We start from the raw sequence: 26,317 nt of genomic DNA, 5'->3' as shown, positions 1-26,317 counted from the left end.
ACCCTTGTGCGCATTCTGCTCAGCGTGCTGCTCTGGATGGCCACCAGTTCGCACGTCCGACGAGCGAGGCCATGGCAGGCACCGTGATGGTGCGAACGACGAACGTGTCGATCAGTAGTCCCATGCCGATGATGAAACCGGTCTGGACCATCGTGGACAGGCTGCCGAACAGCAGGCCGAACATCGAGCCGGCGAAGATGATTCCGGCCGAGGTGATCACACCGCCCGTCGAACGGATGGCGCGAATGATGCCCGAGCGGATGCCGTAATGCGATTCCTCGCGGATGCGGCTGATCAGCAACAGGTTGTAGTCCGCGCCGACGGCGACGAGAACGATGAAGGCGGTCGCCGGGACGTTCCAGTAGATGTGCTGGCCGAGGATGAATTGGAAGAAGAGGACACCAAGGCCCAACGCCGACAGATACGAGATCACCACCGAGGCAATGAGATACAGCGGTGCGACAAGAGCTCGCAGCAAGGCCACCAGGATGAGGAACACCACGGCAAGGGTCATGACGACGATCAGGCGGACATCGTGGTCGTAATAGCTGCGAATGGTGGCGTACATCGGAGTCGTTCCGACCATCGAGATCGTCGCACCTGCCAGCGTGGTGTTCGGCTGTGCCGCGATGGCCGTGTCGAGGATCGGCTGCACCTGATCCATCGCCTCGGTGCTGAATGGGTCGAACTTGGACTCGACGAGATAGCGGGCCGAATGCCCGCCGGGTGAGATGTAGAGCTTCGCAGCATTTTTGAAGTCCTGCGTCGTCAGGATGCTCGACGGTACGTACATGCCCGCCATTGACGGTTGGGACGCGTCCTGCTTGATCGAGTTCAGTAGGTCGGCGGCTTGGTTCATGCCCGCGCCCATCCGCTTGGTTTGATCGACCAGTGTCTTCACGCCGGTCGCGAGCTGCTGACTGCTCTCGGCCAGTGCATTCGCGCCCTGCTCCATCTGCGCGATCTTCTGCTGGGCGGCAGCGGGATTGCCGACGCCTTGGGACTGTAGGTCGGTGCCAGCCGACTGCAGCAGATTGCTCAGCTGTTCCACTTTGGCCAGCACGTCCTGGGCGGAGGCGCCGGGACCGGCGGAGGCGAGTTGGGCCAGCGTGGCGCGGCCGTTGCTGCAGGCGGGGTCCGCGTCACACTGTGGGCTGTTGTTCAGCGCGTCGAGCATCGCCTTGGCGTTGTCGGCCACGCCATCAACCGCGGCCTGGTCGTTCGCATACGACCGGATGGTGGCGAGCACCTGTGCGGTTTGCGGGCTGGACAGTTGTTGCTGCACTTTGGTGAGTGTGCCCGTCATCGCGGTCATCGAGCTCGCGGTCGTATGAATCTGATCGCGAACGTCTGACAGGCTGTCGGCCAGTTTCTGGGCGCCGCCGCTGAGTGCATTGAGATCGCTTGTCTTGCTGTTGATCTGTGAGGAGGCGTCCGCCAGCTTCGAGCCGACCTGCCCCGCTTGATAACTGACTTTGGTCTGATCGAGTGGCTGCCCTGTCGGGCGGGTGATACCACGCACCGCCGTGACATTCGGCAGCTGCGCGACGCGCTGCGCCAACTGCTCCATATCGGCAAGGGACTGCGGGTTGCGCAAATCGTGCGGGGATCGGATGTAGATGTATTCCGGCAGCAGCGCACTTGTCGAGAAGTGCTGGGCCATCTCGGAGTACCCCTGGTTGCTCTCCGCCGAGGCGGGCAGCTGCATGCGATCGTTGAAGGTCGGATGCATCATCAGCGCGCAGGAACCGAGCGCGAGTAGAACACCCAGGCTGACGAACAGATGGGACTTGGGCCGCCGGACAAGCTGGACCGCCGAGCGCTGCCACAGTCGACTCGTCAGCGGGGCGCGAGGGCTGACCCATCCGCGGCGGCCCGCAAGCACGAGAATGGCGGGCAGCAGTGTGACCGCTGCGAAGAACGCCACCGCGATCGAAACCGCAAGCCCGGGGCCGACACTGGTGAACGCGGGCAGCTGGGTGAAGATCATGCCGAGGAACGTGACTGCCACCGTGGCTGCGGATGCCGCGATCACCTTGCCGATGGATTCCAGCGCCTTGCCCACCGCCTCGTCCGAGTCGACACCCGAACGGAGGTATTCGTGGTAGCGACTGATGAGGAACACCGCGTAGTCGGTGCCCGCACCGACGATCATCGCCGTCATCAACACGACGGTCGTCGCAGTGACGTTGAGCCCCAACGTAGTAAGAGCGGACACCACACCTTGTGCGGCTGCTACCGAGACGGCGATGGTGATCAGTGGCAAGAGGGCGGTGACCGGCCGCCGGTATATCACCAGCAGGATGACCATGACCATCACCGCCGTGGCGATACCGATCAGTTGCATATCGCGGGAGCTGACGATCGACATGTCGCCGACCACCGCCGCCTGACCCGTCACGTGGGTGGTGAGGTCTGAGCCGGCGGTGACCTGCTCGATGATCTGGCTGACCCGTTTGTAGGCATCCGACGATTCCGGCGAGCCTGCGGGCGCCTTGAGCGTCACCGCCAGGTAGAAGGCCTTGTTGTCGTTGCTGACCATCAGCGCTCGCAACGGCGGAGTACTGACGAAGTCCTCCACCGTCGCGACATCCTGACCGTCGCCGCGCAGTTTGTCGGCCAGCGTTCGGTATGTCGCGTCGTCGGCGGGCGTGAGACCGTGATCGTCGCTCATGACGACGACGAGGATGTTCTGGGCGGTGTCCCCGAAGTCCGTCGCCATCTGCTGAGTGGCCGCCATCGCCTGTGGCGGCAGCGGTTGCATCGTCTGGTTCTCGACGATCTTCGTCAGAGGCGGGAACGCGATCGCCAACACCACGACCAGGGCCACCCAGGCCGAGATGACGAGCCAGGGCGCCCGGACCACGACTCGACAGAACTTCTGCACCACGTGAGTACCTCTACTTCGCGATGATCTCGTCGACCTGAGAATCCCACTGCATCGTCGCAGTGAGCGAGAAATCTGCCAGAGTGCTGAAAATCGCCTCCTGTAATTGCTGATTCGAGCCGGGGCGAGCCGGATCGCAGGCGAGCACCGACACGAAGACCTCGCCGTTGACGCGCCCCGACAGCATGCCGAGCACCCCGCCTGCGCGATGCATCATCGCGCGAGTCGCGCGGGGATACAGCGACCGCATGGAGAAGTGGTCGGCGTCCGTGCCATCCGGCCGATTGGCGGCGGCGGCGACGTCACCGAGATTGGACGAGCAGACGGTCGTCGTGCACCCCGCGGCCACGCCGATCATCTTCCTGACGAGCCACTTCGGCAGGAAGGGGACGAGCGGCAGCAGGGCGAACCGTTCGTCGGGGGCGTCCTGGACCCGGATGAGGGCGCCTTTGACGGCGGCGCGGACCTCGCGGAGGTCGGCGGTCACCTTCGTCGGATCGACCGTCACGTCGGCGTTGCCCACCGCGTTGGCCCTGGTGTCACCGTCGATGCGGTCGTTGATCGGCATCGCCAAGGTGGCCAGACCTTCACCGGCCGTGACGCGGCCGGCCCGTTGTGCGAACTTCGCGGCGAATCCCGCCAGTAGGGAATTGGCGGTGCCGCCGAGCGACTTCGCGCGGGCATCCCACTCGTTCGCGTCGATGAAGACGGTCGCGGCCGGGATGTCGATCGGTTCGTTCAGGCCCGAGATCGGCCGCGTCACTGCCGCGGGCGTTGAGGCAGCGGCATCCCGCCGGGCGCACCGGACCATCCGCGCCCCGGCCACGATCGCCCGGCCCACCGAGCGTGTGTCGCGGGCAGTCTGGCGGGCGTCCTGACGGAGCGCGCGCCACCGGCGCCGAGACCCGGCGGGCGGCCAGCTGATCGGGTCGTCACGGCCGGCGGCCGCATCCGCCAGCGCTGTGGTGAGCCCGACTCCGTCGGCCAGGCCGTGGGAGACGATCAGGCTCAGCCCGGTCCCTCCGTCGGTGAACGGCAGCACCGCGAGATGCCATGCGGGCCCGTGCTCGTAGTCCAGCGGGATCTCGGTCTGCTCACGCAGCCACGCACCGAATTCTCCGCGGGGCCGAGCAAAAGCGATCTCGATGGCGGGTGCGTCGTCGGGCGACACCCACCGATGGCGACCGAACGGCAGCGGTGAGCGTTCGACGTGCCGGGACAACCGGCCCGCCAACAGATGACGGTGGAAGCGTCGCAGCCCATCCATGTCGACGGCACGGTCGTACGTCCACACACACTGGAGCAGGTTCGTCGCCCCCGTCGCGCGTTCGCCGAGAAAGACGAGCTGGTCGTTCAGATCGAGCATGGTGTCCATGTCCTCGGATCCCTTCAGTTCAGGTGAGCGGCGGTTGAATTGGCGTGGCGGGCAACCTCTTCGATCCAGTCCTCGAAGGCTGTCTTCGCGACGTCGGTGAACGCCTCGGTCAACGCCGCGATGTAGCGGTGAACCGAATCCCGAGCGACGGAGTTGTCGGGAAAGGAGACGGTGACCGTGGTGCGACCAGCGTGCCGGTTGACCCACATGTTGACACCGCCGTGGGACAGGCTGTCGCCGTAGGTACCGAAGTTGGTCTCTTCCCACAGGGCCGCGACGGGAATCTTGCGGAAGTCCATGAAGGACACCATCATCGAGGCCTTGCTCGGCAGTTTGATTCCCAGCTGGTTCACCGGCGCGACCTCCAGCACCCGCTCCAGAGGAACACTCGCCAGTCTCTTGTTGGAGTCGAACGATTTCTGCGCGGCGCGGGCGGCATCCCCGAAGCACCCGTCGCCGATCGGCACGGTGACTCCGAACACGCCGGCGAACCAGCCGACGCTCAGGGTCTCGGTACCCGCGACACGGGTATCGGATGGAGTGAAGCCGTGATAGGTGGTTGTGCCGGTGAGCTGGTGTTCGGCCAGGGCCGCGCACGCCATGACGCCGCCCGAGAAGCGCGCGCCGACGGCGCGGCACGCGGCATCGAAGGCCTCGGTCTCCTCGCCGTTCAGAAGCTCGACGGTGATGAAGTCACCCTTGTTGTTCGACCAGGTGTCGCCCAGCTCCAGCGGAAAGCTCGGCCAGTCACCATCGGTGTCCTGGGCGAAGGTGATCCAGTCCCGGATCTCCGGGGAGGACAGGTCCATGGCAGCGATCTCCTCGCCCTGCCGAACCGTGTGGGCGCGGTACCCGCCGACGTCCGCCTGCGTCACAGGCCGGCCGGCGACCAGATCCTGATACGCCAGGTGCATATCGAGGAAGATGATGCCCGCCGACATCCCGTCGATGTGCAGATGGTCGGCACTGGCGTAGAACGTGAAATGGTCGGGCTTCTGGATGATGCCGAACGTGAAGCAGTCCCAATCGAGCGTGTCCGGCGTCGACGTCAGGGCGTGCTCACGAATATCGTCGGCAGCCATTTCGCCGTAGGAAAAGGGCACGAATTCGATTTGTGCCGGATCGGTGATTGTGCGGCGGAAGATATTGCCGTTCTCGAATCCGAATGCGCTGTGATAGGTGTCGTGGCGGCGAACGTGCGTGTTGATCGCGGTGGTCATCGCGACGATGTCGCACGTCCCCGGAATGTCCCAGGACACCACCATCAAGCGGGGTAGTTGGCGTCCAAGCGCTCGGCTGTAGAACGCGGCACGCAGATGGGAGGCCTGCTGGAAGCTCGGGGGCAGGGGATCGCGGTCCGCGTTCGCCATGATCTCCCGCGACGCGTCCGAAGCGGTCCACGTGGTGACCGGACCCTGTGCCGGCTGCCATGAATTGATGGGTCCCAGTGCGACCATTTCGAAAACTCCTTTTGTGCTCGATGACGTTTTCCGTCATCCGTTGCATTTGAAGTTACGGAGCGCCAGAGCCAATGGCTCGCTTGTGCGCACTAGTCGCGAAGTGAGCGATTTGCCGCTTTTGCGCATTCTGCTCACGCACCGGCCGTAGGCTCGATGCATGGCCTTCAGGCCCAGCTTCGACGCGCGGCTCGCCACCCAGGTGCTGCTGCTGCAAGCCGCCGTTATCGTCCTCACGGTCGGTCTTGCCGGCGGGTTGCTGGCGTTCCTCAGCCATCAACGGATCCATGCCGAAGTCGGTACGCGCGCGCTCGATATCGCCCGGGTGTTGGCGGACGCACCTGCCGTCCGGGCGGACGTCGCGCACTACGACGACACCAAGCTGCCCCAGGGCCCAGCCCTCACCCAGGAACTGGCCAACGGTCAGTTGCAGCTCATCGCGTCGGAGGTGCAGAAGCGCACGCATGTGTTGTTCGTGGTCATCACCAACGACAAGGGCATCAGGCTCACGCACCCGGACATCGACGAACTCGGTAAGCCGGTGAGCACCGATCCCGACGAGGCGCTGGCGGGACACGAGTCGGTGATGGCCGAGTCCGGCACCCTCGGACCGTCGGAGCGCGCCAAAGTGCCTATTCTGCGGCCGAATTCGCAAGAGGTGATCGGAGAGGTCAGCGTAGGCGTCTCGACATCGGCCGTGCACAGGCAGCTGTGGAAGGACGTCCGGGCGGCGGCGGTGCTCGTCGGCGTGGCCCTGTTGATCGGGATCGTCGGCTCCTATCTACTGGCCAGACGCTGGCGCACACTGACATTGGGGCTCAAGCCCTCCGAGCTGGCCGAGATGGTCCGCGGTCAGGCGGCAATCCTGCACGGTATCGGCGAGGGTGTGGTGGCCGTCGACACCGCATGGAACACGGCCTTCGTCAACACCGAGGCGCGCCGCCTGCTCGAGATCACCGGCGGGCGTGGCCGTCCGGTGGATGAGATCGGGCTGACGCCCAGGGTCCTCGACGTTTTGAAGTCGGCCAGCCCGAAGCCGACCATCGCCACCGTCGGAGACCGCATCGTTGTCGTGTCCGCGCGAACCGTGTCGCGTGACGGACACGACCTCGGAACCGTGCTCGTGGTGCGCGATCGCACCGACGTGGAATCACTTACCCGCCAACTCGATGCGGTGCAATTGATGAGCACGGCGCTGCGCGCGCAACGTCACGAATTCGCCAACCGACTGCATCTGCTCAACGGGTTGTTGCAGATCGGTCATATCGAGGAGGCCGAACAGTATCTGCTGGAGCTGCTGGGATCGGGCCCGCTGGGATCGGCCTTGCCCGGCATGGATGCCGTCCGCGACGCATTTCTGCAGGCGTTCCTTGCCGCAAAGGCCGCGACCGCACGAGAGGCCGGCGTGACCCTGCGAATCGGCGAGAACACGTGGGTGTCCGGCAGGCTCGCGCTGCCAGTCGACGTCACCACGGTGCTCGGCAATCTGATCGACAATGCGATCGACGCGGCACGTACGGGAGCCGATGAGGCGAAGATGGTGGAAGTCGAACTGCTGCAGGAGGGTTCGACGCTGCACATCACCGTCGCGGACAGCGGCGACGGCGTCGCGGCCGACTTCGTCGAGCATGTGTTCACCGAGGGTAGGTCGACGAAGCCCCAATCGGGGATACCCGGCGGCCGCGGGATCGGGATGGCGCTGTCCCTTCAGATCAGCCGTGCTCTCGGAGGAGACGTGCGACTGTCCAGTACGGGTGATCCCGATGCGGAGTTACGTGGAGCAGAGTTCATCGCCCGGCTGCCGGGTGTGATGGTCGAGGAGGAAGCCCAATGGGTGACGCAGAACTGACAGTGCTGGTGGTCGACGACGACTTCCGTGTAGCCAACATGCACGCCGGTATCGTCGACGCCCTTCCCGGCTTCACGGTGGCCGCCACTGTGAACAATCTGGCATCAGCACGCGAGGCCGATCCCGTGGACCTCGCCCTGGTTGACGTCTACCTGCCCGACGGGTCCGGTGTCGACTTCGTTCGTGAATTGCAGTGCGACAGTTTCATTCTCAGCGCGGCTACCGAAGCCGAGACGATCAGAGCGGCCATGGCCGCCGGTGCGCTGAGCTACCTGGTCAAACCGTTCGTCCCCGCCGATCTGGCGGCCAGGCTGGCCGGTTACGCGCGCTACCGCTCGATTCTGTCCGGATCGAACCTGAGCGCACAGGATGTGGATGCGGCGCTCGACGCGCTGCGCCCGAGAGTCGCCGCACAACAACCGTCGGTCACCGCCACGTCGCCCACCAAACAGCTTGTCCTGAAGGCATTGCGTGCCGCCGACGGGCCGATGTCCTCAGCGGAGGTTTCCACCGCCATCGGCGTGTCCAGGGCAACGGCGCAGCGGTACCTGGCCACGCTGGCGGCCGCGGGCGAGGTAAAGACGAGACTGCGCTACGGCACCACGGGCCGTCCCGAACAGGAATTCGTGGCGGTCGCCTCCGAAGCTATTCGATCAGTGCGGCGGCCGCCTGCAGGTGGTTGACCGCCTCGCTCACGATGGACTCGACCAACTCCGCACAGGACGGCAGATCGTCGAGGATGCCTGCGACCTGGCCTGAGGCCAGTACGCCTGCGGCCGTGTTGCCCTCCACCAGTCCGGCCTTCAGCAGCATCGGGGTGTTGGCGGCCATCACGACCTGCGACCACGTCAGCTCCTTGCCGTGCCGCATCTCCAAACCGTCGCTGATCATCGAACGCCAGCTCATACCCGACATCTTCTTGAACTTCTGGGCATTGCGGATCGCCGCCGAAAAGCCCCGCAATCGCGAACCGCTCTCCAGTTTCTCGACGAGTCCGGTGCGCAGCACGCGATGTGGCATCCCGTCGACGCGCGTCGACACGACGGTGCCGTCCAGTCCGGACTCGAGGTACCGCCGCTTGACCGCATCGGGCACCGTCGAATCCGACGTCAGCAGGAATCGGGTGCCCATCGCGACACCCGCCGCGCCGTAGGACAACGCCGCCGCCAGGCCGCGACCGTCGAAGAACCCACCGGCCGCCACAACGGGGATGTCGACCGCATCGATGACGGATGGCAGCAGGAGTGTGGTCGCGATCGGGCCGGTGTGCCCGCCGCCCTCACCGCCCTGGACGATCACCGCATCCGCACCCCACCCGGCGACCTTCTTGGCATGTTTGGCCAGGCCGACCGACGGAATCACCACCACGCCGGCATCTTTGAGTTTCGCGATCAAGTCGGGTTTGGGCGCCAGTGCGAATGACGCGACCCTGACGCCTTCGCGGATCAGCAGGTCGATGCGCTCGTTCGCGTCACCGGCGTCGGCACGGATGTTGATGCCGAACGGCTTGTCGGTCGCAGCTTTCACCTTCGTGACCGCCGTCGCGAGTTCGTCGAGCGTCATGGTCGCCGATGCGAGGATGCCCAGACCGCCAGCGTTCGAGGTGGCCGCGACCAGGCGTGCGCCCGCGACCCAGCCCATCCCGGTCTGCACCACCGGATGCTCGATGCCGACCAGTTCGGTCAGCGGCGTACGGAGCCTACTCACCGTATTTCCCTGTCCCGCAGAGATTTCGGATCGATCACCTCGCGGATAAGTCTCTGCTCTTCCTCGGTGGGAAGCCGCGACGTATCGGCGGATTCCAGACCGTGCACCTCGAAGGAGGTGTTTTCGGCGACCTGTTCGGCCTCGACGCCGGGATGTAGCGACACCGCGCGCATCTGATGGTCGGGTCCGTTGAAGTCGAACACGCCGAGGTTGGACACCACCCGGAACACGTTGACGAACCGGTATGCGGGGTTGTCGGCGTCGACCTTGTCCCAGCCGATTCCGGACACCACATCGACGGAATCGCCGAACACTCGCTTGGAATGGCTGCCGACCCAGTAGCTCGTCGCGTGGTTGATGGTGTTCCCCGGTGCACCGCGCACCCCGAACATCTGGCGGGTCGGATGCTGAAGCGGACCGAAGGCCGACAGGTTCTGATTTCCGTACCGATCAACCTGATTGGCGCCCATGACGACATGGCGCCTACCCCAGGCCAGCGTCTCGAAGACGCGGCCGAAGGGCATCCAGCCCTCGATCGCGCCCGACGCGCCGAGCGCGGGAGTGTCGGCCAGCAGCCGCGCCTCGCCGTCGGTCAGCAGGATGTCGGGGGAGAAGGTCAGACGCGCGAGACGGGCTCCGACGGAGACCATGTTCGCCATCGGGCTGACCATGATCTCGCCCGCATCGCGGAAGAGTTCGGCGCATGCGACAGCGCACACCTCGGCACGGGTCACTGACATCACTTCGACGCCTCCTTGGCCGCCTTGGCCTCTTCTGCGAATTTCCCTACGGCCGCTTGGTAATCCGCCTCGCTGCCCGACAGATAGGTCGTGACGAACTCCTGCCACGACTCGTCGGACGCCGCTGCCTCGGCGTAGTGCCGCTGGAACTTCTCGTCGCGGCGGTAGTCCGGCTCCGCCATGGTGAAGTGGGCACCGTTGGGGGCCTCGACGACTGAGTCGACCATCATCCGGTTGATCAGCAGCGCCTGCGGCGGCACCGACTTGATCAACTCCTCCGTCGGCACCACCCGCTCGACCGACAGGAACCGCTTCTGAGCGGCCATCAGGAACAGATCGTCGAAGTACGGATCGATACCGGTATATGCCGCATTGCCCTGGGCGTCACCGAGATTCAGATGGACGAACGCCGCGTCGAGGTTCAGCGCGGGCATCGCGATGAGTTCCTCGTAGCCGGACCCTGTGGGGTAGGGCGACGTCACGGTCTTGAGCTCATCGCCCCAGAAGGCGCGGACGTCGCTGCCCAGCCCGGCACGGATGGGTAGGAACGGCAGACGCTGCGCGGCGGCCTGCAGTCCGCAGCGCACCATGCCCTCGTCCATCTCGCGAGCCTCTATGGCGCCGCTCGTGCGTGCCTTGGCGAACCACGGGTCATAGAACGGCGGGGAGTCCAGGGACACGAAGCCGTAGTAGACACGCTTGACCTTGCCCGCCGAGCACAGCAGCCCCAGATCGGGTCCGCCGTAGGTGACGACCGTCAGGTCCTTCACATCGGTGCGCAGCAGGGCCCGGACGAACGCCATCGGCTTGCGCCGTGATCCCCAGCCGCCGAGGCCGATGGTCATACCGCTCTCGATGGACGAGACGGCCTCGTCCAAAGTCGTTCTCTTGTCTGACATTATTTCCCTGCTCGCTTCGCTCGTGCCCGCCGAACCATTATTTGTCGGCGCCCTTCTTCGTCCCTGCGAACGCGTCGCGGTGCTCGTCGGAGACGCCGGACAGGTTCAGCTCGAATGTGAAGCCCTGTTCCATGCGATAACGGGCATTCGGTGGCTGGGTGTCGATCAGGTTGAGCGCTTCCTTGGCCGCCCGGATCACCCGGGTGTCCTTGGCGGCGATGTCGCGCGCCACCCGCAGTGCCGCCTCGTCCAGCTCGGCGCGCGGCACCACTTCGTGCACCGATCCGAAGTGGTGCAGGGTCGCCGCGTCAACGGTGGCCGCGGTGAAGAAGAGTCGCCGCATCATGTGCTGGGGCACGAGTCTCGACAGGTGCGTCGCCGCGCCCAGTGCGCCGCGCTCGACCTCGGGCAGACCGAAAGTCGCGTCGTCGGAGGCGACGATGACGTCGGAGTTGCCGACGAGTCCGATGCCGCCACCGACGCAGAAACCGTTGACCGCCGCGACCACGGGCACCTCGCACTCGTACACCGCGCGGAAGGCGTGGAAGCATCCGCGGTTGGCGTCGATGAGCGCGGTGAAGCCCTCGGTGTTCTGCATCTCCTTGATGTCGACACCCGCGTTGAAGCCGCGGCCCTCGGCCCGCAGAATCACGACGTGGGTGCTGTGGTCACGTCCGGCCGCGGTGATCGCGTCGCCGAGCTCGAACCAGCCGCGCGACGGAATCGCGTTGACCTTCGGATAATCGACGGTGACCGAGACGATGCCCGGCTCGACCGTCGTAGTGGTGATCGTCATGGGGATACCTCGGTTACTCTGGGGGTCTCTACCTAAGCAAGCACTTGCTTGGTACGCTAGCACAGTGACCGACCGCCCAGAGATAGTCCTCGGACTCCAAGACAGGGTCGTTCTGGTGACCGGAGGGGTACGCGGCGTGGGCGCCGGCATCAGCTCTGTGTTCGCCGCCCAAGGCGCGACCGTGGTGACGTGTGCGCGCAGGCCGGTGGAGGGATCGCCCTACGAATTCCACAGCTGCGACGTGCGCGACGACGAGTCGGTGGCCGCGCTGATCGAGGCGGTCATCGCGCGCCACGGCCGCCTGGACGTCGTCGTCAACAATGCGGGCGGATCGCCCTACGTGCTGGCCGCCGAATCGTCGGCGAAGTTCAACACGAAGATCGTCGAGCTCAATCTCCTCGGACCACTTTCGGTGTCGATCCACGCCAACGCGGCGATGCAGACACAGCCCCGGGGCGGCTCGATCATCAACATCGCCAGCGTCAGTGGACGCAGGCCGACACCGGGCACCGCCCCCTACGGTGCGGCCAAGGCGGGCATGGAGAGCATCACCAGCACGCTGGCCGTCGAGTGGGCGCCGAAGGTGAGGGTGAACTCGGTGGTCGTCGGGATGGTGGAGACCGAGCAGTCCGAGTTGTTCTACGGCGACGCCGATTCCATCGCCGCCATATCGCGCAACGTCCCACTGGGTCGTCTCGCGAAGCCGGACGACGTCGGCTGGGCAGCGGCGTTCCTGGCCTCCGATGTCGCGTCATACATCAGCGGCGCCTCACTAGAGGTGCACGGCGGCGGCGAGCCTCCGCACTACCTGGCAACTACCACTGCTGACATCAAGTAACAAGGGAGAGAAAGAATATGGGACTGCTCGACGGCCGTGTGGTCATCGTGACGGGTGCTGGCGGCGGCATTGGACGCGCACATGCGCTTGCCTTCGCCGCCGAGGGTGCGCGAGTGGTGGTCAATGACATCGGTGTCGGGCTGGACGGCTCGCCCGCGGGTGGCGGCAGCGCGGCACAGGGTGTGGTCGACGAGATCACCGCTGCCGGAGGCGAAGCCGTGACCAGCGGGGCCAACGTCGCCGATTGGGCGCAAGCCGAAGGCCTCGTGCAGACAGCGGTCGACTCATTCGGCGGACTCGATGTGCTCGTCAACAACGCAGGTATCGTCCGCGACCGGATGTTCGCCAACACCAGCGAGGAGGAGTTCGACGCCGTCATCGCCGTCCACCTCAAGGGTCACTTCGCGACCATGCGCCACGCGGCCTCCTACTGGCGCTCCCAGTCCAAGGCAGGCAACACCGTCGACGCCCGGATCATCAACACCAGCTCAGGAGCCGGGCTGCAAGGCAGTGTGGGACAGGCTAATTACAGCGCAGCCAAAGCGGGCATCGCCGCGATGACGCTGGTGGCCTCAGCGGAGATGGGCCGCTACGGCGTCACCGTCAACGCCATCGCACCGTCGGCCAGGACCCGCATGACCGAGACGGTGTTCGCCGAGATGATGTCGACCCAGGGCAGGGACTTCGACGCGATGGCGCCGGAAAACATTTCGCCGCTGGTGGTTTGGCTCGGCAGCGTCGAGTCGAAGGATGTCACCGGCGCCATGTTCGAGGTCGAGGGTGGAATCATCCGCGTCGCCGAAGGGTGGGCGCACGGCCCGCAGGTCGACAAGGGCGCGCGGTGGGATCCAGCGGAGCTGGGGCCCGTCGTCAGCGACCTGCTGTCCAAGGCTCGCGTACCTGTGCCGGTCTACGGGGCCTGAGCACCCGCGCCATGGTGAGACCGTACGCAGTGGGCGCCGCCTGCGGCGCAATCCTGTTGGTGGTGGCCGGTTGTGGCGGTCAGCGTGACGGCGACAATGCAGCGACGGCCACCGAAGAACCGACATCATGTGAAGTGACGGCCGATGCCACGCTGAGCATCGCGACGGGCAACACGACCGGCGTCTACTACGCACTCGGCGGCGCCTACGCGGAGGCCATCGAGCAACAGACCGGCGGCACACTCAAGGCCACCGCTGCAGAGACCACGGCCTCGTTGCAGAACATCCAGCAGCTGGTGGCCGGCACCAATCAGGTGGCGTTCTCACTCGCCGACACCGCGGCCGACGCGGTCAACGGGATGGCGGCCTTCGACGGGGACCAGCCCATCGCGGCGCTCACCCGCCTGTATCCCAATTACACCCAGGTGATCGTCCGCAACAACGCGGGCATCAACGCGATCCGCGACATGCGCGGAAAGCGGGTGTCCATCGGATCGCCGAACTCCGGCACAGAGGTCATCGCCAACCGCATGCTGGAGGCAGCCGGACTCGACCCGAGCACCGACGTCCAGTCACAGCGCATTGAGCTCGGCAAGACGGTCGAGGGTATGAAGGACGGCTCGCTCGACGCCATGTTCTGGTCAGGAGGCCTGCCGACCGGCGGGATCACCGACCTGTTCGTCAGCCAACGCGACAACGTCAAGTTCATCGATGTGACTGCAACTCTGCCGAAGCTTCAGAACATCAACCCGATCTACGAGGACGGTGTCATCCCGGCGAGTACGTACCAGACACCCGCCGACGTGCCGACCGTCGTGGTGCCCAATCTGCTTCTCGTCAGGAACGACATGGACGGCAACATCGCGTGTGTTTTGACCAAGGCGCTCTTCGAGCACAAGCAGGAGCTGGCCGAGGTCAACAAGGCGGCCGAAGACATCTCACTGGACACGGCGCGCGAGACCTTGCCCGTCCCACTGCATCCCGGCGCCAAGCACGCGCTGGACGACCTCGGCGCGCGCTGATCCGTCAGGGTTCGCAGACCACCATCGGTATCACCCGGTCTGCCGCCTGCTGGTACCCGCGATACGGTGGGTACATCTTGATCAGCCTGGGCCAGTAGCGTTTACGTTCGTCCTCGGTCGCGTCGCGGGCGGTCAGATCGAGATGGCGGGAGCGAATCTGCACGTGCACCTTGGGATTCGACTCGAGGTTCAGATACCACGCGGGATCGGTGTCACGCCCACCGAACGACGCGGGCAGAATCACCCGGTCGCCGTCATCCAGGTACAGGGTCGGCGTGGTGCGCGGACGGCCGCTTCTGCGTCCCGTGGTCGTGATCAGCGCCGCCGGAAACCAGAGCAGTTTGGCGCCGATGCGACCGTTGGTGTGTTGGTAGGTCCAGATGTGTGCGCGGGCGAAGTACTTCATCGCCAGCCGAAGCGTCCGTGAATTGCGGATGGCGCCTGCCATACGGCGTGTCTAGCCGTCGCCGAAGGCAGCCAAACGTGGTCGCTCCCGCAGGCTCCGCTTGATCTCGGCGAAGCCGCCGAATTCGGCCAACCCGATGACGTGGTCCCACAGGTCGACCGCGTCGTCGGGGGACGGCAACCTGCTGATGACCGGACCGAAGAACGCTGTTCCCGTCGGCGGCCTGAAATGCAGGATCGGCGTGCCGACGTCACGCCCGGTCAGTGCGAGTGCCTCCTCGGTCTCGCCGCGGATCTCGTCGTCCAGCGATGCGTCGTCGAGTGCATCGGCCATGTCGGCGGGAAGTCCGGCGTCGACTAGCGCGGGCTCGACCAGCTCGCGAGCGGCCTGGTCGGCCGCCTGCAGCCGCTGCTCTCGCACCGTGTCGAACAGTCGGGTGCCGATCGCCTCGTAGAGCGGTCCCACCGCATCTCGCCCATGCTCGGCGCGCACCTTGGCGGCAACGCGCAGCAGCTTCAGGCCGGCGGTGTGGCCCTCCTCGTAGTACGACGGAAAGTGTGTCGCGTAGTCGATGTGGGCGTTGAGGATTCGCAGCGAGATGAACCGCCAGTCCACGCGGTAATCGCGCTGAGCCGCCACCATGCGCACCCACTTGCTGGTGATCCACGCGAATGGGCAGACCGGGTCGAAATAGAAGTGCAGATCGTAAGTGCTTGTCACGGTTCGCAGATCACGAGCGGGATCACCCGGTCGGTCCAGGACTTGTAGTCCTCGTACGTCGGATACATCTCGACGAGCCTCGGCCAGTACTTCGCGCGCTCCTCCTCGGTGGCGTCGCGCGCGGTGAGATCGAGGATCTCCTTCTTGATCTGAACCTGCACCTTCGGATCGGCCTTGAGGTTCAGGTACCACATCGGGTGCTTGTCGCTGCCGCCCTTGGACGCGGCCACGACCACGGTGTCGCCGTCGCGGTGAAAATACAGCGGGCTGATCCGCGGCTCACCGCTCTTGCGGCCGGTGGTGGTCAGCAGCGCCACCGGGATCCCCTGGAAATCGCTGCCGAAGCCTTCACCGCCGCTGCGGCGGTACATGAAGGTGTTGATCTTCGACATCCACTTGATGAGGATGTCCGACGCCTTCGTATCCATGAAGCGGGGGCGGGAATTGGCCATGGCCTGAATCCTAGGACGCGGTGACGAAGGGGCGGATCCCTGCTCGAATGTGGTGGATCAGGCCGTCACCGGCGATCTGGAAGGTCTCATCGATGTGGGCGCCGACCTTGCGTCCCAGCAGCGACGGCTTCGTCACGAGGTCGAACTTCGCCCGGATGGTGTTGCCGTCGACGACGGTGAACTCGGGCACCGTCGTGGCCTGGATGACCCGGTACTGCATACCGCGATTCAGGCTGCGGCGCAGGTGATCTCCGGAGAACCCGGTCTTGAGCCCCACCTCGATGCGCGTGCACCCAGGGGCGAACGGCACCTTGTCGGCGTCGTGGGAGACCAGCGCGTCGATGTAGGCCTGCGCGGCCGCGATGCGGTCGGCATCCGTGACGGCCGGGGACGCGGTCATCAGATCCGCTCGATGATCGTTCCGGTGGACAGCGCGCCGCCGGCGCACATCGTGATGAGCGCGGTGCTCTGATCCGTGCGCTCCAGCTCGTGCAGCGCGGTGGTGATCAGGCGGCTGCCGGTGCTTCCGACCGGGTGCCCGAGCGCGATCGCACCTCCGTTGACGTTCACCTTGTCCATGTCCGGGTTATGGACCCGCGCCCACGACAGCACGACGGACGCGAACGCCTCGTTGATCTCGGTGATGTCGATGTCGCCCATCTTCATCCCGGCCTTCTCGAGCACCTTCGCCGTCGACTGCACGGGACCGTCGAGGTGGTAGTACGTCTCGGAGCCGACGAGTGCCTGGCTGACGATCCGCGCCCGCGGCTTTAGGCCGAGTGCCTTGGCCTTGTCCTCGTCCATCCACAGGACAGCGGCCGCGCCGTCAGAGATCTGCGACGACGTGCCGGCGGTGTGAATGCCGCCGTCGATCACGGGCTTCAGGCTGGCAAGGCCCTCGAGGGTCGTATCGCGCAGACCCTGATCGCGGGTGACGACGTGCCGGTCACTGGTCGGCTGCTTGTTCTCGTCGAGCACCGGCGCCTCGATACCACTGATCTCGCGGTCGAAGCGGCCCTCGGCCCACGCCTGAGCCGCCTTGCGCTGGGAGTCGAAGCCGAACTGGTCGATGTCCTCGCGGGTGATGCCGCGGCGCTGCGCGATGCGCTCGGCGGCAGTGAACTGGTCTGGCAGGTCGATGTCCCATGAGGCCGGCCGCAGAATCCCGCGATCGGGGCCGGCGTTGGCGCCGAGTCCGACGCGGCTCATCGCCTCGATACCGCAGGCGATGCCGATGTCGATCGCGCCCGCGGCGATCAGCCCGGCGACCAACCCGTTCGCCTGCTGCCCGCTACCGCACTGGCAGTCGACCGTCATGGCACCAACCTGCTCGGGCAGTCCGGCGACGAGCCAGCTGACTCGGGTGATGTTGTTGGACTGCTCGCCGAACTGCGTGACGCAGCCGCCGATGACCTGCTCGACATCGCCGGCATCGATGCCGGCCTTCTCCACTAGTGCCTTCTGCGTCAGCCCCAGCAGTTCGGTCGCATGGAGGCCGGAAAGCCATCCCATGCGCTTACCGATGGGGCTCCGGGTGGCTTCGACGATGACAGGGTTACCCATTCCGTCAGGCTAGAACACGTTTCATTACTCTGACAAGCGAGGATGATGACCTGCCTTTTATCTGCGAAGAAGGCATGTTTTACTGAGACTAGAACACGTTGCAATTAACGTTTCAGAGGAGCGCACAGCACATGGCACCCCCCAACATCCCAGCCGATTTCGACTTCCTGGACCCCGACGTCAACCTCGCGGGTCTGCCCGTCACCGAGCTCGCCGAGCTCCGCAAGGCCGAACCGGTGCACTGGGTCGACGTACCCGGCGGCACCGGCGGCTTCGAGGACAAGGGCTACTGGCTCGTGACCAAGCATGCCGACGTCAAGGAAGTGTCGCGGCGCAGCGACGTCTTCTCCAGCTGGCAGAACGGCGCCATCCCGACCTGGCCGCAGGAGATGAAGCGCGAGCAGGTCGAACTTCAGCGCAGCGTCATGCTCAACATGGACGCGCCGCACCACACCCGGCTGCGCAAGATCATCTCGCGCGGATTCACCCCCCGGGCGATCGGCCGCCTGGAGGCCGAGCTCGCCGAGCGCGCCGAGAACATCGCCAAGACCGCAGCCGCGGAGGGCACCGGCGACTTCGTCGAACAGGTCTCGTGCGAGCTGCCGCTGCAGGCCATCGCAGGCCTGCTCGGTGTGCCCCAGGAGGATCGCGACAAGCTGTTCCGCTGGTCCAATGAGATGACCGGTGGCACCGATCCCGAGTACGCGACCGTCGATCCCGCACAGTCGTCGATGGAACTGATCATGTACGCCATGGCGATGGCCGACGAGCGGGGCAAGAACCCCACCGACGACATCGTCACCACCCTCATCGAGGCCGACGTCGATGGCGAGAAGCTCTCCGACGACGAATTCGGGTTCTTTGTAATCATGCTCGCAGTCGCCGGCAATGAAACCACCCGAAACTCGATCACCCACGGCATGATTGCTTTCTCGCAGAATCCCGATCAGTGGGAACTGTTCAAGAAGGAGCGCCCGGCGACTACGGCCGACGAGATCATCCGTTGGGCCACACCGGTTTCCGCATTCCAGCGGACCGCCAACGAGGACGTCGAGCTGGGTGGCGTCACGATCAAGAAGGGCCAGCGGGCGGTGATGTCCTACCGTTCGGCCAACTTCGACGAAGAAGTTTTCGAACAGCCACACAAGTTCGACATCCTGCGCGATCCGAATCCCCACGTCGGCTTCGGCGGCACCGGCGCTCACTACTGCATCGGTGCCAACCTGGCCCGCATGACGATCAACCTCATCTTCGGTGCCGTCGCCGACCATATGCCCGACCTCAAACCCATCGGCGAGCCCGAGCGGCTACGGTCGGGTTGGCTCAACGGGATCAAGCACTGGCAGGTCGACTACACCGGCGCAGGCGCGCAATAGATTTCAGGAGGACTCGGGTGGACTTCAGTCCAGACGAAGGGCAGCAGGCTGTCGCCGATGTGGTGACGTCGGCGCTGGGGCGGGACAACAGCTGGGGTGCACTGGTCGACGGCGGGGTCGTCGCGTTCGGCGTTCCCGAACGCCTCGGCGGCGACGGCCTCGGCCTGGCCGAGGTGACCACGGCGCTGACCGAGGTCGGCAGGCACGGCACCGTGAGTCCCGCGCTGGCGACCCTGGGGCTCGGGCTGTTGCCCCTTCTCGACCTGTCCACCGACGAGCAGCAGGACCGCTATCTGGCCGGTGTCGCCAAAGGATCGGTGTTGACCGCCGCGCTCAACGAACCGGGTGCGCCTCTTCCCGACCGCCCGGCCACCACGTTCACCGGTGGCAAGCTCAACGGCACCAAGGTCGCGGTTCCCTATGCGGAACAAGCCGATTGGATCGTTGTCACGACGGAGAATGCCGTCGTCGTGATCTCCCCGAAGGCCGATGGGGTTCAGGTCACCAAGACCCCGACCTCCAACCACGGCGATGAGTATTCGGTGACGTTCACCGACGCCGAGGCCGATGGGGTGCTCGAAGGTGCCCAGCCGCGACGGGTGAATCAGCTGGCGCTGGCCGCCATCGGCGCGTTCGCCTCCGGCCTGGTCGCCGGAGCGTTGCGCCTGACCGCGGATTACGTGGCGGCCCGTGAGCAATTCGGCAAGCCGCTGTCGACCTTCCAGACGGTTGCCGCCCAGCTTGCTGAGGTCTACATCGCCTCTCGCACGCTGACATTGGTGGCGACATCGGTGGCGTGGCGACTCGCCGAGGGGCTCGACGCGGATGAGGACATCGACATCCTCGGCTACTGGCTGGCCTCCCAGGCGCCGCCGGTGATGCAGCTGTGCCACCACCTGCACGGCGGTATGGGCATGGACATCGACTACCCGATGGACCGCTACTACTCGGGCATCAAGGATCTGACCCGGCTGGTGGGCGGGCCTTCGCACCGACTGGATCTGGTGGGAGTGTAAATGTACATCGAACTGACCCCGGAACAACGGCAGCTGCAAGCCGAACTGCGGCAATACTTTTCGAACCTCATCTCCTCCGAGGAATACAAGGAGATGGAGGCCGACCGGCACGGCAAGGCCTACCGGGCGGTGATCAAGCGCATGGGCTCGGACGGCAAGCTCGGCGTCGGATGGCCCAAGGAGTTCGGCGGCCACGGCTTCGGCCCCATCGAGCAGTCGATCTTCGTCAACGAGGCACATCGTGCCGACGTACCGCTGCCTGCGGTCACGCTGCAGACCGTCGGACCGACACTGCAGGCTTACGGAACCGAACTGCAGAAGAAGAAGTTCCTGCCCGGCATTCTCGCCGGCGAAGTTCACTTCGCGATCGGCTACACCGAACCGGAGGCGGGTACCGACCTCGCGTCGTTGCGCACCACGGCGATCAAGCAGGGTGACGAGTACATCGTCAACGGGCAGAAGGTCTTCACGACCGGTGGCCACGACGCCGACTTCGTCTGGCTGGCCTGCCGTACCGATCCCGAGGCCGCCAAGCACAAGGGCATCTCGATGCTCATCGTCGATACCACCGACCCTGGATACTCGTGGACGCCGATGATCCTGTCCGATGGCGCGCACCACACCAACGCCACGTACTACAACGACGTGCGCGTGCCCGCCGAGATGCTGGTCGGTGAGGAGAACGGCGGGTGGCGGCTGATCACCACGCAGCTCAACAACGAGCGCGTGATGCTCGGGCCCGCCGGGCGGTTCGCGGCTCTCTACGACCGCATCCACGACTGGGCCGCGAAGCCGGGGAGCAACGGTGACACCCCGCTGGACCACGACGACGTGAAGCGCTCACTCGGTGAGCTCAAGGCGATGTGGCGGATCAACGAACTGCTCAACTGGCAGGTGGCCGCCTCGGGGGAGACCATCGACGTCGCCGACGCCGCTGCCACCAAAGTATTTGGCACAGAGCGCATTCAGTACGCCGGACGGCTGGCCGAAGAGATCGTGGGCAAGTACGGCAATCCGGCCGACGAGGGCACTGCAGAGCTTTTGGAGTGGCTCGACAGCCAGACCAAACGGAACCTGGTGATCACGTTCGGCGGAGGTGTCAACGAGGTGATGCGGGAGATGATCGCTGCGGCGGGCCTGAAGGTTCCGAGGGTTCCCCGGTGAGTGTCGAGGAAATCCAGAAGGCCGCAGAACGGGTCAAGAACGAAGGCAAGAGCAAGCCGCGCGCCGGACGCCATGCGATCAACCAGCCGATGGTCGACCACTGGCTCGACGCGATGGGTGACAAGAACCCGATCTACGTCGACGAGTCCGCGGCGAAGGCAGCCGGTCATCCGGGGATCGTCGCGCCGCCCGCGATGATCCAGGTCTGGACGATGGGCGGTCTGGGCGGACAGCGTGCCGATGACGATCCGCTGGCCAAGATTCTCGGATTGTTCGACGACGCCGGCTACATCGGCGTCGTCGCCACCAACTGCGAGCAGACCTACCACCGCTACCTGCGCCCCGGCGAGGAGGTCAGCGTCGCAGCGGAGCTGACCGACGTCGTCGGGCCCAAGCGGACCGCGCTCGGTGAGGGTTTCTTCATCACGCAGAAGATCTCGTGGACAGTCGGCGACGACGTAGAAAACCCCGTCGCCGAGATGATGTGGCGCATCATGAAATTCAGGCCCGCCGACGCTGATCAGCCGGCCGCCACATCGGTACCCGACGACCTGGACGCGGACAGCATGATGCGGCCCGCGTCGTCGCGTGACACGAAGTTCTTCTGGGACGGCGTCAACGCCCACGAGCTGCGCATCCAGAAGCGCGGCGACGGCACCCTGGTACATCCGCCGGTGCCCGCACTGTGGCAGGACAAAGAGAAGCCGAGCGACTACGTCGTCGCGTCCGGCAACGGCACGGTGTTCAGCTTCGTGGTGCACCACGCCCCGAAGGTGCCCGGGCGCACACTTCCCTTCGTCATCGCGCTGGTCGAACTCGACGAGGGCGTGCGGATGCTCGGTGAGCTCCGCAACGTCGACCCCGCGAGCGTGAAGATCGGATTGCCTGTCCGCGCAACGTATATCGACTTCCCCGACGGGGATTCGGGGCCGGCCTGGACCAACTACGCATGGGAGCCCGCGAAGTGAGCGCTGGATCTGATGTCGCCGCCGGAGCGGCTCCGGCCGCGATCGAGGTGGGCACGAAGCTGCCCGAGCTGTCGCTGTACGGCGACCCGACGTTCATCGTGTCGACGGCGATCGCCACGCGTGACTACCAGGATGTCCACCACGACCGCGACAAGGCGCAGGCCAAGGGGTCCAAGGACATCTTCGTCAACATCCTCACCGACACCGGGCTCGTCCAGCGCTACATCACCGACTGGGCCGGACCGAACGCGTTCATCAAGACGATCGGCCTGCGGCTGGGTGTGCCGTGGTACGCCTACGACACCGTGACCTTCAGAGGAGAGGTGACCGCCGTCGAAGATGGCGTGGTCTCACTCAAAGTGACTGGCAGCAACAGCCTTGGCGACCACGTGATCGCCAACGCGACTCTCACGATCGGAGATGCCTGATGCCGGGTGAACTGTCCGGTAAGGCCGCCATCGCCGGGATCGGCGCCACCGACTTCTCCAAGAACTCGGGCCGCAGCGAACTGCGGCTGGCCTCCGAAGCCGTGCTGGACGCGCTCGACGATTCCGGGCTCACGCCTGCTGACGTCGACGGCATGGTGACGTTCACGATGGACTCCAACACCGAGGTGTCGATCGCGCGCGCCACCGGGATCGGGGACCTGAAGTTCTTCTCCAAGATCCACCACGGCGGAGGAGCGGCCTGCGCCACGGTCCAGCAGGCGGCGATCGCGGTAGCCACGGGTGTCGCGGATTGCGTTGTGGCATACCGGGCTTTCAACGAGCGGTCGGGTATGCGCTTCGGCCAGGTGCAGCTGCGGTTGGTGGAGAACGCGGACTCGACGGGTGTGGACAACTCGTTCTCGTACCCGCACGGTTTGTCGACACCGGCCGCACAGGTGGCGATGATCGCCCAGCGGTACATGCACTACTCGGGTGCGACGAGCAAGGACTTCGGCGCCGTGTCGGTCGCCGACCGTAGGCACGCCGCCAACAATCCGAAGGCGTACTTCTACGAGAAGCCGATCACCATCGAGGATCACCAGAACTCGCGGTGGATCGCCGAGCCGCTGCGGTTACTCGACTGCTGCCAGGAGACCGATGGCGGTGTGGCACTGGTGATCACCTCTGCCGAGCGGGCCAAGGACCTCAAGCACCGGCCGGCCGTCATCGAAGCGGCGAGCCAAGGTTCGAGCCCCAACCAGTACTCGATGACGAGCTACTACCGGTCCGAGCTCGGCCTGCCGGAGATGGGGCTGGTGGGCAGGCAGCTCTGGGAGCAATCCGGTTTGACACCCGCCGACATCCAGACCGCGATTCTTTACGACCACTTCACCCCGTTCACCTTGATCCAATTGGAGGAGCTCGGGTTCTGCGGTCCCGGCGAGGCCAAGGAGTACATCGCCGACGGTGCCATCGAGATCGGCGGCAGGCTCCCGATCAACACCCACGGTGGTCAGCTGGGCGAGGCGTACATCCACGGTATGAACGGCATCGCGGAGGGTGTCCGTCAGCTGCGTGGTACGTCGGTGAATCCGGTACCCGATGTGGAGCACGTCCTCGTCACGGCAGGCACCGGAGTGCCGACGTCGGGGTTGATCCTCGGCTGACGGGCGGCCGGGTCAGGCCGGGATCAACTCCACGCCGGCCAGCGCCACGGCGTCATCGCGCTCAGGAGCGGTGACGACAGCGGTGAAGCCGTCGCCCTCCTTCCAGATGCTGGCCCGCAGTGTCTCGCCGGGGAACACCACGCCCGCGAACCGGGCGCCGTAGCTGCCGACCCGGGCGGTATCGCCGTCGAGCAGCGTGTCGACCATCGCCTTGCAGGTCATGCCGTAGGTGCACAGACCGTGCAGGATCGGCCTCGGAAAGCCTGCGGCGGCCGCGAAGTCAGGATCCGAATGCAGCGGGTTGCGGTCGCCGCACATGCGATACAACAACGCCTGTTGCGGCGAAACCGCGATGGCCAGCTCGAAATCCGGTGCGCGCTGTGACGGCTCCGAGGATGTCGAGGGTCCGCGTTCGCCGCCGAAGCCGCCCTCGCCGCGCGCGAAGATCGACCGCTTCTGCTTCCACAAGACCGTGCCATCAGGCGCAGAAACTGTGGTCTCCGACCAGATCACCGCGGCTTTGCCCTTGTCCCAGATGTCGGTGAAGCGGGTGACCGCGATACCGGTGCCCGACGGTGGGATCGGCCCTGGCGCAGACACCGCTTCGCTGGCGTGCAACACCTTCGAGAGTTCGATGTCGATGCCGGGGAACTGAACGCTGGGCGGTTCGGTCATGTGGAAGCTCTGCGCCACGTTGGCGAACGTCGGCAGCACCTGTGGGGTGCCGTCCGTCAGATAGCGCAGTTCGCGCTTGTCCATCGGGTCGGCGCCCGCGCCGAGGCCGAGGTGATAGAGCTGGATGTCGCTGCTCGTCCACGAGAATTCGGCGGGCGGAAGCTCGGCGGCGAGCGCCTCGTCGAGATTGATCGGCATCAGTTCTTCCCCGCAATATGCAGTGCTGCCAGGTATCCGAATGTCATGGCGGGACCGATGGTTCCGCCGGGTCCCGGATAGGTGTGCCCCATGACCGGTGAGCTCACGTTACCCGCGGCGTAGAGACCGTCGATCACGGAACCGTCATCGCGCAACGCGCGCCCGTTGATGTCGGTCCGTACGCCACCCTTGGTGCCCAGATCGCCGGGCACCATCTTGGCGGCGTAGTACGGAGCCTGGTTGATCTCACCGAGATTGGGGTTCGGCTTGTTCGTCGGGTCGCCGTAGTAGCGGTCGTACGCACTCTCGCCCCGCTTGAAATCCTCGTCGACACCGGAACGTGCTAACCCGTTGAAGCGATCGATGGTCGCGGTCAGCGCATCGGCGGACAGCCCCGTCTTCTCGGCGAGTTCGGCGATCGTATCGGCCTTGACGATGACGCCGGATTCCATCCACTTGTTCGGAATACGTTGTCCGGCCTGCAAACCCGCGAAAATGTAGCGATCGCGGTAGCGCTGGTCGAAGACCAGCCATGCCGGGATGTTCTCACCGGGACCCGGGCCCTGGCCGAACTCGCCGCCGTACATGTGGTGGCACGCCTCGACGTAGGGCATCGACTCGTTCATGAACCGCTTGGCCGCCATGTTCACAATGATCGACCCGGGGGAGTTGCGCTCGGAAAGCGCGAACCACGGTGCGCCGACCAATGGAACCGTCGGCCCCCACCAGGCGTCTTCCATGATCTCCAGTGCGGCGCCGAGCTTTTCGGCGGCCAGGATCCCGTCACCGGTATTGGCGACAGCGCCCACCGTCCACTCGGTGGTGATCGGCGCGCGCTGATACTTCACCCGCATCTGCTCGTTGTGCTCGAAGCCACCCGAGCCGAGAATCACCGCGCGGCGGGCCCGAATCAGTTCGGGCTCAGCATCGGCGGAGTCGCGGGTATCGACGACGTAGACGCCGCGGACGACACCGTCCTCGACGTAGAGGTCCGTCAGCGCGGTGTTGAGTCGCACCGGAACGCCGGCCTTCTGCAGCCCGATGCGCAGCGGTGCGATCAGTGCGCGGCCCATGCCGACGAGGTTCTTGCGGGTCACGTTGGCCCATACGGAACGCACGCCGACCTTCACACTGCGCAGCACTCCGCGGGGGTGACGCTTGAGCTGGTTCAGCCGGACGTAGTCCTGCTGCATGACCACCATGTTCAACGGCACCTTGCCGTACGCCGGCTCCAGGCCTTTCTCGTCGGGCCCCAGCTTGCGCGCATTGAACGGCTTCGGCTCGATCGAACGGCCCGCCGGCCGGCCGCCGGGCGTCTCCGGGTAGTAGTCGGAGTATCCCGGCACCCAGCACATCTTCAGCGGTGAGTTCTTCAGCACGAACGACAGCATCTCGGGGCCGCGCTCGAGGTAGGTGTCGATCTTCTCGGGCTCGACGGCATCGCCGATGATCGTGTGCAGGTATTTCCGCGCGGCCTCGGGGGTGTCGCTGACGCCGTCACGCCGCAGAACCTCGTTGTTCGGAATCCACACGCCGCCACCTGACCGCGCAGTGGAACCGCCGTAGTGTGCGGCCTTCTCGACGACTAATGTGGAAAGTCCCTGGTGGGCCGCGGTGAGGGCGGCGACCATGCCGGCTGCGCCGCTACCCACCACGACGACGTCGTACTCCTTACCCGTCATGTAGAACACG

General features: G+C 65.4%; 25 protein-coding genes. 11 read left to right on the top strand and 14 right to left on the bottom strand.

From position 1 onward, the window contains the following. Positions 1-19: 19 nt before the first annotated feature. From AB4Z42_RS18205 to AB4Z42_RS18195, 3 genes are read right to left on the bottom strand one after another with little or no spacing between them, the layout of a single operon-like run. The gene (locus AB4Z42_RS18205; protein WP_442010617.1) at positions 20-2,890 is read right to left on the bottom strand and encodes an MMPL/RND family transporter; all 2,871 of its coding nucleotides are present in this window, start codon (positions 2,888-2,890) and stop codon (positions 20-22) included. A 10-nt stretch (positions 2,891-2,900) separates the two neighbouring features. Further along, the gene (locus AB4Z42_RS18200) at positions 2,901-4,262 is read right to left on the bottom strand and encodes a hypothetical protein (RefSeq protein WP_442010616.1); all 1,362 of its coding nucleotides are present in this window, start codon (positions 4,260-4,262) and stop codon (positions 2,901-2,903) included. A gap of 14 nt (positions 4,263-4,276) precedes the next feature. Further along, the gene (locus tag AB4Z42_RS18195) at positions 4,277-5,719 is read right to left on the bottom strand and encodes a condensation domain-containing protein (RefSeq protein ID WP_442010615.1); all 1,443 of its coding nucleotides are present in this window, start codon (positions 5,717-5,719) and stop codon (positions 4,277-4,279) included. A gap of 160 nt (positions 5,720-5,879) precedes the next feature. Here AB4Z42_RS18195 and AB4Z42_RS18190 point away from each other — a divergent pair, with 160 nt between their 5' ends. Beyond that, on the top strand, positions 5,880-7,568 hold the full coding sequence (locus tag AB4Z42_RS18190) for an ATP-binding protein (protein WP_442010614.1): 1,689 nt from the start codon (positions 5,880-5,882) through the stop codon (positions 7,566-7,568). Further along, positions 7,550-8,251: a response regulator gene (locus AB4Z42_RS18185; RefSeq protein WP_442010613.1), complete on the top strand. Its 702-nt coding sequence runs from the start codon at positions 7,550-7,552 to the stop codon at positions 8,249-8,251. Before AB4Z42_RS18190 ends, AB4Z42_RS18185 begins: the two co-directional genes overlap by 19 nt. Here AB4Z42_RS18185 and ipdC read toward each other — a convergent pair. From ipdC to echA20, 4 genes are read right to left on the bottom strand one after another with little or no spacing between them, the layout of a single operon-like run. Further along, the gene (ipdC, locus tag AB4Z42_RS18180) at positions 8,214-9,275 is read right to left on the bottom strand and encodes a (3aS,4S,5R,7aS)-5-hydroxy-7a-methyl-1-oxo-octahydro-1H-indene-4-carboxyl-CoA dehydrogenase (RefSeq protein WP_442010612.1); all 1,062 of its coding nucleotides are present in this window, start codon (positions 9,273-9,275) and stop codon (positions 8,214-8,216) included. The two genes, AB4Z42_RS18185 and ipdC, sit on opposite strands and share 38 nt — an antisense overlap. Then, a complete protein-coding gene (ipdB, locus tag AB4Z42_RS18175; protein ID WP_442010611.1) occupies positions 9,272-10,015 on the bottom strand; it encodes a cholesterol ring-cleaving hydrolase subunit IpdB in 744 nt (247 codons plus the stop codon). The genes ipdC and ipdB overlap by 4 nt, the downstream gene beginning before the upstream one ends. After that, positions 10,015-10,914 carry a cholesterol ring-cleaving hydrolase subunit IpdA gene (gene ipdA / locus AB4Z42_RS18170; RefSeq protein WP_442010610.1) on the bottom strand — a complete coding sequence of 300 codons (900 nt, stop codon included), beginning with the start codon at positions 10,912-10,914 and terminating at the stop codon, positions 10,015-10,017. The genes ipdB and ipdA overlap by 1 nt, the downstream gene beginning before the upstream one ends. 37 nt (positions 10,915-10,951) lie before the next feature. Next, positions 10,952-11,710: a (7aS)-7a-methyl-1,5-dioxo-2,3,5,6,7,7a-hexahydro-1H-indene-carboxyl-CoA hydrolase gene (gene echA20, locus AB4Z42_RS18165; RefSeq protein WP_442010609.1), complete on the bottom strand. Its 759-nt coding sequence runs from the start codon at positions 11,708-11,710 to the stop codon at positions 10,952-10,954. 64 nt (positions 11,711-11,774) lie between these two features. Here echA20 and AB4Z42_RS18160 point away from each other — a divergent pair, with 64 nt between their 5' ends. The 3 genes from AB4Z42_RS18160 to AB4Z42_RS18150 are packed head-to-tail and all read left to right on the top strand — an operon-like array spanning position 11,775 to position 14,493. Then, positions 11,775-12,548 (top strand): SDR family oxidoreductase, encoded by a 774-nt coding sequence (locus AB4Z42_RS18160; protein ID WP_442010608.1) that lies wholly within the window; start codon positions 11,775-11,777, stop codon positions 12,546-12,548. Positions 12,549-12,565: 17 nt separating this feature from the next. Next, positions 12,566-13,471, top strand: a complete 906-nt coding sequence (locus tag AB4Z42_RS18155) for an SDR family oxidoreductase (protein ID WP_442010607.1) — start codon at positions 12,566-12,568, stop codon at positions 13,469-13,471. 11 nt (positions 13,472-13,482) lie between these two features. Next, positions 13,483-14,493 (top strand): TAXI family TRAP transporter solute-binding subunit, encoded by a 1,011-nt coding sequence (locus AB4Z42_RS18150; RefSeq protein WP_442010606.1) that lies wholly within the window; start codon positions 13,483-13,485, stop codon positions 14,491-14,493. 4 nt (positions 14,494-14,497) lie between these two features. Here the strand turns inward: AB4Z42_RS18150 and AB4Z42_RS18145 are convergent, their stop codons facing one another. From AB4Z42_RS18145 to AB4Z42_RS18125, 5 genes are read right to left on the bottom strand one after another with little or no spacing between them, the layout of a single operon-like run. Further along, the gene (locus tag AB4Z42_RS18145; protein ID WP_442010605.1) at positions 14,498-14,941 is read right to left on the bottom strand and encodes a nitroreductase family deazaflavin-dependent oxidoreductase; all 444 of its coding nucleotides are present in this window, start codon (positions 14,939-14,941) and stop codon (positions 14,498-14,500) included. A gap of 9 nt (positions 14,942-14,950) precedes the next feature. Further along, entirely contained in the window at positions 14,951-15,619 is a 669-nt protein-coding gene (locus AB4Z42_RS18140; RefSeq protein ID WP_442010604.1) for a mycothiol-dependent nitroreductase Rv2466c family protein, read from the bottom strand. Further along, positions 15,616-16,071 carry a nitroreductase family deazaflavin-dependent oxidoreductase gene (locus tag AB4Z42_RS18135; protein ID WP_442010603.1) on the bottom strand — a complete coding sequence of 152 codons (456 nt, stop codon included), beginning with the start codon at positions 16,069-16,071 and terminating at the stop codon, positions 15,616-15,618. The genes AB4Z42_RS18140 and AB4Z42_RS18135 overlap by 4 nt, the downstream gene beginning before the upstream one ends. A gap of 10 nt (positions 16,072-16,081) precedes the next feature. Beyond that, on the bottom strand, positions 16,082-16,471 hold the full coding sequence (locus AB4Z42_RS18130) for a hypothetical protein (RefSeq protein WP_442010602.1): 390 nt from the start codon (positions 16,469-16,471) through the stop codon (positions 16,082-16,084). Next, on the bottom strand, positions 16,471-17,634 hold the full coding sequence (locus tag AB4Z42_RS18125; protein WP_442010601.1) for a steroid 3-ketoacyl-CoA thiolase: 1,164 nt from the start codon (positions 17,632-17,634) through the stop codon (positions 16,471-16,473). Before AB4Z42_RS18125 ends, AB4Z42_RS18130 begins: the two co-directional genes overlap by 1 nt. Before the next feature lie 131 nt (positions 17,635-17,765). On the opposite strand from AB4Z42_RS18125, the gene AB4Z42_RS18120 reads away from it, so the two are divergent. The 6 genes from AB4Z42_RS18120 to AB4Z42_RS18095 are packed head-to-tail and all read left to right on the top strand — an operon-like array spanning position 17,766 to position 23,752. Further along, complete coding sequence (locus AB4Z42_RS18120; RefSeq protein WP_442010600.1) at positions 17,766-19,010, top strand: cytochrome P450; 1,245 nt, start codon at positions 17,766-17,768, stop codon at positions 19,008-19,010. 17 nt (positions 19,011-19,027) lie between these two features. After that, positions 19,028-20,026: an acyl-CoA dehydrogenase family protein gene (locus AB4Z42_RS18115; protein WP_442010599.1), complete on the top strand. Its 999-nt coding sequence runs from the start codon at positions 19,028-19,030 to the stop codon at positions 20,024-20,026. Further along, on the top strand, positions 20,027-21,190 hold the full coding sequence (gene fadE29 / locus AB4Z42_RS18110) for an acyl-CoA dehydrogenase FadE29 (RefSeq protein WP_442010598.1): 1,164 nt from the start codon (positions 20,027-20,029) through the stop codon (positions 21,188-21,190). Next, positions 21,187-22,158, top strand: a complete 972-nt coding sequence (locus AB4Z42_RS18105) for a bifunctional MaoC family dehydratase N-terminal/OB-fold nucleic acid binding domain-containing protein (RefSeq protein WP_442010597.1) — start codon at positions 21,187-21,189, stop codon at positions 22,156-22,158. Before fadE29 ends, AB4Z42_RS18105 begins: the two co-directional genes overlap by 4 nt. A gap of 41 nt (positions 22,159-22,199) precedes the next feature. Further along, on the top strand, positions 22,200-22,586 hold the full coding sequence (locus tag AB4Z42_RS18100) for a MaoC family dehydratase (RefSeq protein ID WP_442010894.1): 387 nt from the start codon (positions 22,200-22,202) through the stop codon (positions 22,584-22,586). Then, positions 22,586-23,752 carry a lipid-transfer protein gene (locus tag AB4Z42_RS18095; protein WP_442010596.1) on the top strand — a complete coding sequence of 389 codons (1,167 nt, stop codon included), beginning with the start codon at positions 22,586-22,588 and terminating at the stop codon, positions 23,750-23,752. The genes AB4Z42_RS18100 and AB4Z42_RS18095 overlap by 1 nt, the downstream gene beginning before the upstream one ends. 12 nt (positions 23,753-23,764) lie before the next feature. Here AB4Z42_RS18095 and AB4Z42_RS18090 read toward each other — a convergent pair whose 3' ends face one another. Further along, positions 23,765-24,625: a MaoC/PaaZ C-terminal domain-containing protein gene (locus tag AB4Z42_RS18090; protein WP_442010595.1), complete on the bottom strand. Its 861-nt coding sequence runs from the start codon at positions 24,623-24,625 to the stop codon at positions 23,765-23,767. After that, entirely contained in the window at positions 24,625-26,307 is a 1,683-nt protein-coding gene (gene kstD / locus AB4Z42_RS18085; protein ID WP_442010594.1) for a 3-oxosteroid 1-dehydrogenase, read from the bottom strand. Before kstD ends, AB4Z42_RS18090 begins: the two co-directional genes overlap by 1 nt. Positions 26,308-26,317: the final 10 nt, after the last annotated feature.

Origin of the sequence: Mycobacterium sp. 2YAF39, from assembly GCF_052114565.1 — a bacterium.
In the GTDB taxonomy this organism is placed as follows: Bacteria; Actinomycetota; Actinomycetes; order Mycobacteriales; family Mycobacteriaceae; genus Mycobacterium.
Note: the sequence above shows the minus strand (reverse complement) of the source record. Positions and strands in the feature narration are given on the sequence as shown.